Here is a 9,749-nt window from a genome sequence, read left to right on the forward strand (position 1 = left end):
ACCAACCCCGAGGACCAGTCCGATGCATGACATCAAGGCCATTCGCGAAAACCCCGAAGCGTTCGACGCTGCCATGAGCCGCCGCGGCTTGTCCGGGGTGTCGTCCGAGCTGCTGGCCCTCGACGCAGACCGCCGCGCCAAGATTGCCGCCGCCGAGGAGGCCAAAGCCGAGCAGAACAAGGCCTCGAAAGAGGTCGGCGCCGCCAAGGCGAAAGGCGACGAGGCCGAGTTCGAGCGCCTGCGCGCGCTGGTCGCCGAGAAAAAGGCCGAGATCGCCCGTCTGAACGACGAGGCCAAGGAAGAGGACGTGCGTCTCGCCGAGATGCTGATGGCGCTGCCGAACGTGCTCTACGAGGACGTGCCGGTCGGCGCGGACGAGAACGACAACGTGGAAATCCACCGCTGGGGCACGCCCGCCGCCTTCGATTTCACCCCAAAGGAGCATTACGAGCTGGCCGGTGTCGTCAAAGGCATGGATTTCGAGTCCGGCGCCAAACTCTCCGGTGCGCGCTTCGTCGTGCTCAAAGGCGCGGTCGCGCGCATTCACCGGGCGCTGGCGCAATTCATGCTCGACACCCATGTCGACAAGCATGAGCTGACCGAAGCGATCACGCCGGTGCTCGTGCGCGAAGAGATGATGTACGGCACGGGACAATTGCCGAAATTCGGTGAGGACAGCTATAAAACCACCAATGGCTGGTGGCTGATCCCGACCGCCGAAGTGACGCTCACCAACCTCGTCAATGGCGAGACCGTGAACGAGGCCGATCTGCCGATGCGCTACGCCGCGCACACCCAATGTTTCCGCTCGGAGGCGGGTTCCGCGGGCCGCGACACCGCCGGCATGCTGCGCCAGCACCAGTTCGAAAAGGTCGAAATGGTCTCCATCGTCCATCCGAACGACAGCGAGGCCGAACACGCGCGCATGACCACGCAGGCCCAGAACATCTTGGAAGCGCTGAACCTGCCCTACCGCACCGTCAAGCTCTGCGACGGCGACATGGGCTTTGGCATGAAGCGCACCCATGACATCGAAGTCTGGCTGCCCGGTCAGGACAAATATCGCGAAATCTCCTCGGTCTCGACCGCAGGCGATTATCAAGCCCGCCGCATGAACGCCCGGTTCAAACCGAAGGACGGCGGCAAACCGGAGTTTGTCCATACGCTGAACGGCTCCGGCCTCGCAGTGGGGCGCTGCCTGATCGCAGTCCTGGAAAACGGCCAGAATGCCGACGGCTCCGTCACCCTGCCCGACGTGCTCTCGCGCTACCTGAACGGCAAGTTGACGCTCACCGCCGAAGGGCAACTCGTCTGAGTTTCCTTTGCTGCGAAAAATACTCAAAACAAACGGCGCCCTTTCCGGCGCCGTTTTTCGTTCTATATCAGCGCCATGACCAAGACACGCCTCATCGCCCTTCTTCACCTTCTCGCCGCGCTGGCCTTTGCCATCGCCGGGCCTTTGCTCGCCCCCGATTTTCGTGGTTATGACCCGAATGCCTTCCCGATCCCGCAGGGCGACGCACCCGTCGGCCCCGCGGGCTATGCGTTTTCGATCTGGGGCGTGATCTATCTCTGGCTCATCGTCTCCGCAGCCGTCGGTCTCAAACGTCACGATGCCCCCGACTGGGCGCCCATGCGCCCGCCGCTCATCCTGGCGCTGGTGATCGGCACGCCCTGGCTGACCATCGCCACGATGAACCCGGTAATCGCGACCGGGATGATCTTCCTGATGCTGGGCTGCGCCATGCTCGCAATGGTCCGCGCCCCCGTGCTCGATCCCTGGCTCGCCCGCGCGCCCACGGCCCTGTTCGCGGGCTGGCTCACCGCCGCCTCTTTCGCCTCTCTGGGCTATATCGGCGCAGGCTATGGCGTGGTGTTCAATGATGTCGGCTGGGCGTACCTGTGCCTCATCGGCGCGCTGATCGTCGCGATATACGGCACCCGCCTGCGCCCCGACGCCCCGCTTTACCCGTTCGGCACCGCCTGGGCGCTCATTGCCATCGTCGTCAAGAACTGGGGCTCAGAATGGGGCGTTGCAGCACTCGCTGGATTGGGAGCGGTCCTGCTTCTTTTCCTGAGTTTCAAAACACTCAAGCGACAGAACACACCCGCCTGAGCAGTTTCTCATGGTCTCGGACCATGCGAAACCCGTCGTGGATTGCCTTTTTCGCCTCGTGGAAATCCAGCACCGTCATCGACGAAAGCTCCGCAGAGAGCAGAACCTGCGGCGGTTCGCCCGCCATACGCGCGCGGCGGATGTGATCGGTCATGATGTCGACCGAGGTAGAGAGCACATCGAGATAACCCGGTGCAGGCGGCGTGTCCGGCGCCGACGGCGTCGGCAAGAGCCCCTTGAGCGCCTCCGGCAGGCGGGCCTGAAACGCCGAGAGACCGGCGCTCGGAACACGTGCGTCGGGCGCCCGCCAAAGCGTCCCGTCGAGCCGCGCGTTCGGGTTCACCGCGATCACCAAATCCGCCCCCATGGCCCGCGCCAGAGACACCGGCACCGGGTTCACCATGCCCCCATCCAGAAGCCACTTGCCCTGATGATAGAGCGGCGAGATGACGCCCGGCATCGCCGCAGACGCCCGCACCGCCCGGTCGAGCGGCCCGTCCTGCAACCAGACCTCGCGCCCGGTCTCGAGATCGGTCGCCACGGCGGCAAACGGATGATCGAGCTCTTCGATGCGCTTCGGCAGGCCGAGCCTGTCGATCAGCGTCATGATTTCCCGCGCCTCGACCAGACCGCCACCGGAAAACCGAAGATCCACCAGCGACAGGAACGAACGCCGTGTGATGGAGCGCGCCCAGTCTTCGAGCGCATCGAGACGCCCCCCCGCGTAGATTGCTCCTACGAGCGCCCCCATGGAGCAGCCGGCTATAACATCCGGGCGGATACCGATCTCGGCCAGCCCGCGCAACACGCCGATGTGGCAAAACCCGCGCGCGCCTCCGGATCCCAGGGCCAGTCCGATCTTCGGGCGTCTGGACATGTCCACCTCACCTCCTCAGCCAAGCGCCGCCTGCGCGACTCGGGTGACATTCTGGGACAGCGGGCGGGCCGTCGTCAAAAGATCCTCAAGGCTCATCCAGTCCACCGCCGCAGCGTCATCCGCCGCCACCGGTTCCCCGGAGATGTAGCGACAATCGACCGCCACGAGCAGAAAATGATGATCCGGCACAATCAGTTCGACATGGTCGATCACCGCGCCCGGCGCAGCCACCACGCCGGTTTCTTCGAAAAGCTCCCGCGCCGCCGCCTCGGCCAGCGTTTCGCCAAATTCCACATGCCCGCCCGGAAACCCCCATGTGCCGCGCGCGGGGGCTTTGCCGCGCTCGACCATCAGGAACTTACCGTCCTTCTGACAGACCGCGAGAACCGCGAGTTTCGGATGGTCACTCATGACGTGCCTTCCCGCGTTCCAGAAGCGGCTTGAGATAGCGCCCGGTGTGCGACGCCGCGATCTCGGCCACCTCTTCGGGCGTGCCGGTGGCCACGATCTGGCCGCCGCCATCGCCGCCCTCGGGGCCGATGTCGATGATGTGATCGGCGGTCTTGATCACGTCGAGATTGTGCTCGATCACCACGACCGTATTGCCCTGATCCACCAGTTCATGCAGCACTTCCAGGAGCTTGCGCACATCCTCGAAATGCAGCCCCGTGGTAGGCTCGTCGAGGATATACAGCGTCCGTCCCGTCGAGCGCTTCGACAGTTCCTTCGACAGTTTCACCCGCTGCGCCTCGCCGCCCGAGAGCGTCGTCGCCTGTTGCCCGACCTTGATATAGCCAAGGCCAACCCGCATCAGCGCGTCCATTTTCTCGCGGATCGAGGGCACCGCCTTGAAGAACTCCTGCGCATCCTCGACGGTCATGTCCAGAACGTCGGCAATCGACTTGCCTTTGAATGCGATCTCAAGCGTTTCGCGGTTGTAGCGTTTGCCGTGACAGGTCTCGCATTCCACGTAAACGTCTGGCAGGAAATGCATTTCGATCTTGATCACCCCGTCGCCCTGACAGGCCTCGCAGCGCCCGCCCTTGACGTTAAAGCTGAACCGACCGGGTTTATAACCACGCGCTTTCGCCTCCGGCAGGCCCGCGAACCAGTCGCGGATCGGGGTGAAGGCGCCGGTATAGGTGGCCGGGTTCGAGCGCGGCGTGCGGCCGATCGGGCGCTGGTCGATGTCGATCACCTTGTCGAGATGCTCAAAGCCTTTGATCGTCTCGCAGGGCGCAGGCGTCTCCCGCGCGCCGTTCAGTTTCATCGCCGCGTTCTTATAAAGCGTCTCGATGGTCAGCGTCGATTTCCCGCCGCCCGACACGCCCGTGACCGCGACGAATTTGCCAAGCGGAAACTCCGCCGTCACCTCCTTGAGGTTGTTGCCCGTGGCCTTCACCACCTTGAGCATCTTGCCATTGCCCTTGCGCCGCTTGGACGGCACGGCGATCTCGCGGGTGCCGACGAGATACTGCCCGGTGATCGAGGCCGGGTCTTTTTCGATCTCCTCCGGCGTGCCTTTGGCCACGACGATCCCGCCATGAACGCCTGCGCCCGGCCCCATATCGAAGACGTAATCGGCCTCGCGGATCATGTCCTCGTCATGCTCGACCACGACCACGGTGTTGCCCTGATCGCGCAGGTTTTTCAGCGTGCCGATGAGACGGTCATTGTCGCGCTGGTGCAACCCGATGGAAGGTTCGTCCAAGACATACAGCACGCCCTGAAGCCCGGAACCGATCTGCGACGCGAGGCGAATGCGCTGGCTCTCCCCGCCCGACAGCGTGCCCGCGTTGCGCGACATGGTCAGGTACTCAAGGCCCACGTTGTTCAGAAACCCAAGACGCTCGCGGATTTCCTTGACGATGGCCCGCGCAATCTCCTGCTTCTGCGGGCTGAGCGTGTCCATCACGCCGAGGGTCCACGCATAGGCCTCCTTGATCGACTTCTCGACCACCTGACCGACGTGCAGCCCGGCGATCTTCACCGCCAAAGCCTCTTCGCGCAGACGATAACCATGGCAATGGCCGCAGGGCCGGTTGTTCTGATAGCGCTCGAATTCCTCGCGCACCCAATTGCTGTCGGTCTCGCGATACCGCCGCTCCATATTGGGGATCACCCCCTCAAAGCTACGCTCGATCTCGTAAACCCGCCCGCCATCGTCATAGCGGAATTTGATCTCCTCCTCGCCGGAGCCGTAAAGGAAGACCTTCTGGATTTTCGGGTCGATGTTCTTCCACGGGGTCGAGGCTTTGAACCCATAATGTTTCGCAAGCGCTTCAATGGTTTGCAGGAAATACGGCGTCTTGCCCTTGCGCCAGGGTGCGATTGCCCCGTCGGCGATTTTCAACGCCGCATCGGGCACCACGAGGCGTTCGTCAAAGAACAGCTCAACGCCCAAGCCGTCGCAATGCGGACAGGCGCCGAAGGGCGCGTTGAAGGAAAACAAACGCGGTTCGATTTCGGGAATGGTAAAGCCCGACACCGGACAGGCGAAGTTCTCTGAAAACGTGATGCGCTCCGGCTCGCCCTCTTTCGGCGCGGTCTCCAAAATGGCGATGCCGTCTGCCAGATCGAGCGCGGTGCGAAGTGAATCCGCCAGCCGCGTCTCCAAGCCTTCGCGCACCACGATCCGATCCACCACGACGTCAATATTGTGGCGGAATTTCTTGTCGAGCGTCGGCGGTTCATCCAGTTCGTAGAATTCCCCGTCAACCTTGACCCTCTGAAAGCCCTGCTTTCTAAGCTCCAGAAATTCCTTGCGATATTCGCCTTTGCGATCCCGCACGATGGGGGCAAGGAGGTAACCGCGCGTGCCCTCCTCCATCCGCATGGTGATGTCGACCATATCCTGCACCTGCTGCGCCTCGATGGGCAGACCGGTCGTGGGCGAATAGGGCGTGCCGGCGCGGGCAAACAAAAGCCGCAGATAGTCGTAAATCTCCGTCACCGTGCCGACGGTGGAACGCGGGTTTTTCGAGGTGGTCTTTTGCTCGATGGAAATCGCCGGGCTGAGACCCGAAATGTGATCCACATCCGGCTTGCCCATCATATCGAGAAACTGCCGCGCATAGGCCGAGAGGCTTTCGACATAGCGCCGCTGGCCCTCCGCATAGATCGTGTCAAAGGCCAGCGACGACTTGCCCGAACCGGACAAGCCGGTGATCACCACAAGCTCGTCACGCGGGATGTCGACATCCACATTCTTGAGATTGTGCTCGCGCGCGCCGCGCACTTCGATGAATTTCAACTCGGCCATAGGGCACCCCACTCGGATTCTGCCCTCATATCTAGTGGAGGCCGCGCGGTGTTCCAACAGGAAATTGAGAACACAACAAGAACAAACGTACCCCATGCCCGCTTTTTCACCGATCACGGCTTTGCGACAGCAGCGCTTCGAGTTTCCGTGATTTCATCACAGACATCCCATTGACCTCTGCCTAGAACAGGCGCAATCAACAAGAAATGACTGCGAAGGAAAGCTGACATGTTTGGATTGTTTGGCGGCGGCTCGAAAATCTCCGTCGAAGAGGTCAAGGCCGGCATGGCCAAAGGCACCACCGTGCTCGTGGACGTGCGTGACACCATGGAGCTGCATATGTCCGGCACCGCGAAAGGCGCGCTGCATATTCCGTTGCAGGATCTGAAGGCGAAATGCGATCCGAATTCACCTTCCTGCCTGCCGGAGATGAAGGACACCAAGACCACGAAAGTGCTCTATTGCGCCTCCGGGGCGCGGTCTTCGGGCGGGGTGCGCCTGTTGAAATCCCTGGGGCATGAGGATGTGCAGAACCTCGGGGGGCTGCACAACTGGGTGTCCGGCGGCGGCGAGCTGCACAACGTCTGAAACACACCACATGGCAAGAAAGAAGCGGCCCTTCCCAGGCCGCTTTTTTATTCCACCGTCGCCGACATCGTGCCCTCAAGCTTTGCACCATCGCCGCGCGTCGCGGTGTTGGCGGACGTCTTGTCCGGCCCCATGTAGAGCGCCCGACGCGCGGTAAACCGCCCGGCGATGAAACGCATGAACTCTGTCACCCGCGGCACATGACGCAGATCCGGATGGGTCAGAACCCAGATCGGCGTGTGATCGCTCAGCGGCAGGCCCGGTACACGCTCCAGATGCGGATCGCAGGAGCCGAGAAGATGCGAGGTCCGCACCATGCCCATCCCCTGCCGCGCCAGAGACATGGCCGAGACCATGTCATCGGTCTTGAGCGCAGCGCGTGCTGGCGGTAAATCGGAAAACAGCCCCGCCGGTGCGGAATTCAGCCAGGTCGAGAAGGCGATATAGGGCAACGGGGTGTCCGTGTCCTGACGCTCGATCGTCGCGCGGTACTGCTCGATGAAGGCGGGCGAGGCGAACCAGCCGGCGCGCTGCGGCGTGACCATGCGTCCCCAGAGGCTTTCTTCCGGCGATTGCGTCACCCGGATCGCCACATCGGCCTCGCGGCGGTGCAGGTTCAGAACTTCGGTCGCGCCCAGAAGGTGAATGTCGATCCCCGGGTGTAGCGCCTTGAATTCCTTGATGTCTTCGGCGAAATGATCTTCCGCCATCAGCGGCGGGATGGTGATTTTCAGCTCGCCTTCCTCGGTCTCGTCCCGTGCCGCCAAAGCCATATCGAGCGCCACCATGCGCGCCTCGACCTCTTCGGCATGGGCGATGGCGACCTGCCCCGCTTCCGTCGGCTGAAGCCCGGAGGCCAGTCGCGTGAAGAAGCGCACACCGGCGGCATCCTCCGCCTTGGCGAGTTGTCGCGACACGGTGGCATGGTTCACACCAAGGATGCGGGCGGCGCCCGAAAGCCCGCCCTCACGCGCCACCGCGAGAATATATCGAAGAGAATCCCAATCCGTCATGCAGGTCAGATTACATGACCTTCATTTCTGCACAAGAGGGGCGCAGATAATATCACCCATCACATATATTGATGCATGAGTGGATTAGCCTGTGCGGAAAAGCGGCCTTGTCGCGCACAATCTTAGGCGTCGCCCGGAGCCTCCTGTCGCACGCGATAGCGCGGAAATGTGCCGTTGATCGGCATCGGTACGGCAGTTCCAAAGCTCAGACAGGCCAGGAGAAACAAGACCATGGCGGCCCAACGCAATCGGCAGCGATGCACCGGCACGATCTCTGACAAAAGAGCCACAGCGGCGTCCCGATCCGAAGGCAAGACACAGATCGGCATGCCTCCGAACGCCACGGCATGTTGCGAGGCGACAAGATGTACCTGGCGATGTAGGACAAAAAGCGGAATACCGGCGCCTTCGAAGGCGCTCTCGATCAAGGCAACATCGGCCGCACCGTAAGCACGGCCGATTTCGATAAAATCATTCTGTTGCAATGAGCTTATGCTCCAGAGGACAAATCCCTCAAATATGCAGCGCCCGACCGTAAGCCGCCAACACCGCCTCATGCATCATTTCCGACATCGTCGGGTGCGGGAAGACCGTGTTCATCAGCTCTTCTTCCGTCGTCTCCAACGTCCGCCCGATCACGTAGCCCTGGATCATTTCCGTCACCTCGGCGCCCACCATATGCGCGCCCAAAAGCTCGCCCGTCTTGGCGTCGAACACGGTTTTCACCAGACCCTCGGCCTCGCCCATGGCGACGGCTTTGCCGTTGCCGATAAAGGGAAATTTGCCGACTTTGATCTCGTAACCCGCCTCTTTCGCCTTGTCTTCCGTCAGCCCCACAGAGGCCACTTGCGGGTGGCAATAGGTGCAGCCCGCGATCGAGTTCGGCTTGATCGGATGCGGGTGGAGGCCCGCGATCAGCTCGGCGACCATGACGCCTTCGTGCGACGCTTTGTGGGCCAGCCAAGGCGCGCCCGCGATGTCGCCGATGGCGAACAATCCGTCGACGCCCGTGCGGCAGAATTCGTCAGTCACGACATGCGTGCGGTCGATTTTCACGCCCGCCTCCTCGAGGCCCAGACCCTCGACATTGCCGACGATGCCGACCGCGGAAATCACCGTGTCGAACTCTTCGGTGGTGACTTTGCCGTCGGCTTCAAAATGCGCTGTGACCTTGCCTTTTGCACGGTCGAGTTTCTTCACGGTCGTCTTTTGCAGGATCTTCATCCCCTGCTTTTCGAACTGCTTTTTGGCGAAGGCGGAGATGTCTTTGTCTTCGACCGGCAGCACGCGATCCATCACTTCGACGACCGTCGTGTCGGCGCCCAAAGTGTTGTAAAAGCTCGCGAATTCAATGCCGATTGCGCCCGATCCGATGACCAGCAACTTCTTCGGCATCCGCGTCGGCACCAGAGCGTGGCGGTAGGTCCAGACCAGATCGCCGTCGGCCTCCAGCCCCGGCAGCTCACGCGCCCGCGCGCCGGTGGCGACGATGATGTTTTTGGCGGTCAAAGTCTCGGTGCCCTTGTCGGTTTTGACCTCGACCTTGCCTTTGCCCGCGAGCTTGGCCTCGCCCATGATCGCGGTGACTTTGTTCTTTTTGAACAGGGTCTTGATGCCGCCGTTCATCTGCGCCGCGACACCGCGCGAGCGCTTGACGATGGCGTCGAGATCAAAGCCGATGTCCCCCGCCGACAGACCGAATTCCTTGGCGCGGTGCATCTGGTGATAGACTTCCGCCGAGCGCAACAGCGCCTTGGTCGGAATGCAGCCCCAGTTCAGACAAATCCCGCCAAGGTTTTCGCGCTCGACACAGGCGACCTTGAGGCCAAGCTGCGCCGCACGAATGGCCGCAACATAGCCACCGGGGCCAGCGCCGATGACCACGAGGTCGAA

Annotated in this window: 9 protein-coding genes; 3 read left to right on the top strand and 6 right to left on the bottom strand. The window is 62.1% G+C overall.

Annotation, left to right across the window (positions count from 1 at the left end):
• Window positions 1-22 precede the first annotated feature (22 nt).
• Window positions 23-1,315, top strand: a complete 1,293-nt coding sequence (gene serS / locus NH195_RS15805) for a serine--tRNA ligase (RefSeq protein ID WP_066709059.1) — start codon at window positions 23-25, stop codon at window positions 1,313-1,315.
• A gap of 75 nt (window positions 1,316-1,390) precedes the next feature.
• Window positions 1,391-2,116: a hypothetical protein gene (locus tag NH195_RS15810; RefSeq protein WP_066709062.1), complete on the top strand. Its 726-nt coding sequence runs from the start codon at window positions 1,391-1,393 to the stop codon at window positions 2,114-2,116.
• Here NH195_RS15810 and NH195_RS15815 read toward each other — a convergent pair.
• The 3 genes from NH195_RS15815 to uvrA are packed head-to-tail and all read right to left on the bottom strand — an operon-like array spanning window position 2,091 to window position 6,255.
• Complete coding sequence (locus tag NH195_RS15815) at window positions 2,091-2,993, bottom strand: patatin-like phospholipase family protein (RefSeq protein WP_066709065.1); 903 nt, start codon at window positions 2,991-2,993, stop codon at window positions 2,091-2,093. The two genes, NH195_RS15810 and NH195_RS15815, sit on opposite strands and share 26 nt — an antisense overlap.
• Window positions 2,994-3,008: 15 nt before the next feature.
• Complete coding sequence (locus NH195_RS15820) at window positions 3,009-3,404, bottom strand: NUDIX hydrolase (RefSeq protein ID WP_066709068.1); 396 nt, start codon at window positions 3,402-3,404, stop codon at window positions 3,009-3,011.
• On the bottom strand, window positions 3,397-6,255 hold the full coding sequence (uvrA, locus tag NH195_RS15825; protein WP_066709070.1) for an excinuclease ABC subunit UvrA: 2,859 nt from the start codon (window positions 6,253-6,255) through the stop codon (window positions 3,397-3,399). The genes NH195_RS15820 and uvrA overlap by 8 nt, the downstream gene beginning before the upstream one ends.
• Before the next feature lie 228 nt (window positions 6,256-6,483).
• Here uvrA and NH195_RS15830 point away from each other — a divergent pair, with 228 nt between their 5' ends.
• Window positions 6,484-6,843: a rhodanese-like domain-containing protein gene (locus NH195_RS15830; RefSeq protein WP_066709072.1), complete on the top strand. Its 360-nt coding sequence runs from the start codon at window positions 6,484-6,486 to the stop codon at window positions 6,841-6,843.
• A gap of 47 nt (window positions 6,844-6,890) precedes the next feature.
• Here the strand turns inward: NH195_RS15830 and NH195_RS15835 are convergent, their stop codons facing one another.
• The 3 genes from NH195_RS15835 to lpdA all read right to left on the bottom strand — a co-directional run.
• Complete coding sequence (locus tag NH195_RS15835) at window positions 6,891-7,856, bottom strand: LysR family transcriptional regulator (protein ID WP_066709074.1); 966 nt, start codon at window positions 7,854-7,856, stop codon at window positions 6,891-6,893.
• 122 nt (window positions 7,857-7,978) lie between these two features.
• A complete protein-coding gene (locus NH195_RS15840; RefSeq protein WP_066709076.1) occupies window positions 7,979-8,341 on the bottom strand; it encodes a hypothetical protein in 363 nt (120 codons plus the stop codon).
• A 28-nt stretch (window positions 8,342-8,369) separates the two neighbouring features.
• The coding region (lpdA, locus tag NH195_RS15845) for a dihydrolipoyl dehydrogenase (protein ID WP_081423833.1) at window positions 8,370-9,749 on the bottom strand (1,380 nt) is incomplete at its 5' end.

It is taken from the genome of Celeribacter ethanolicus (assembly GCF_001550095.1).
GTDB lineage: Bacteria > Pseudomonadota > Alphaproteobacteria > Rhodobacterales > Rhodobacteraceae > Celeribacter > Celeribacter ethanolicus.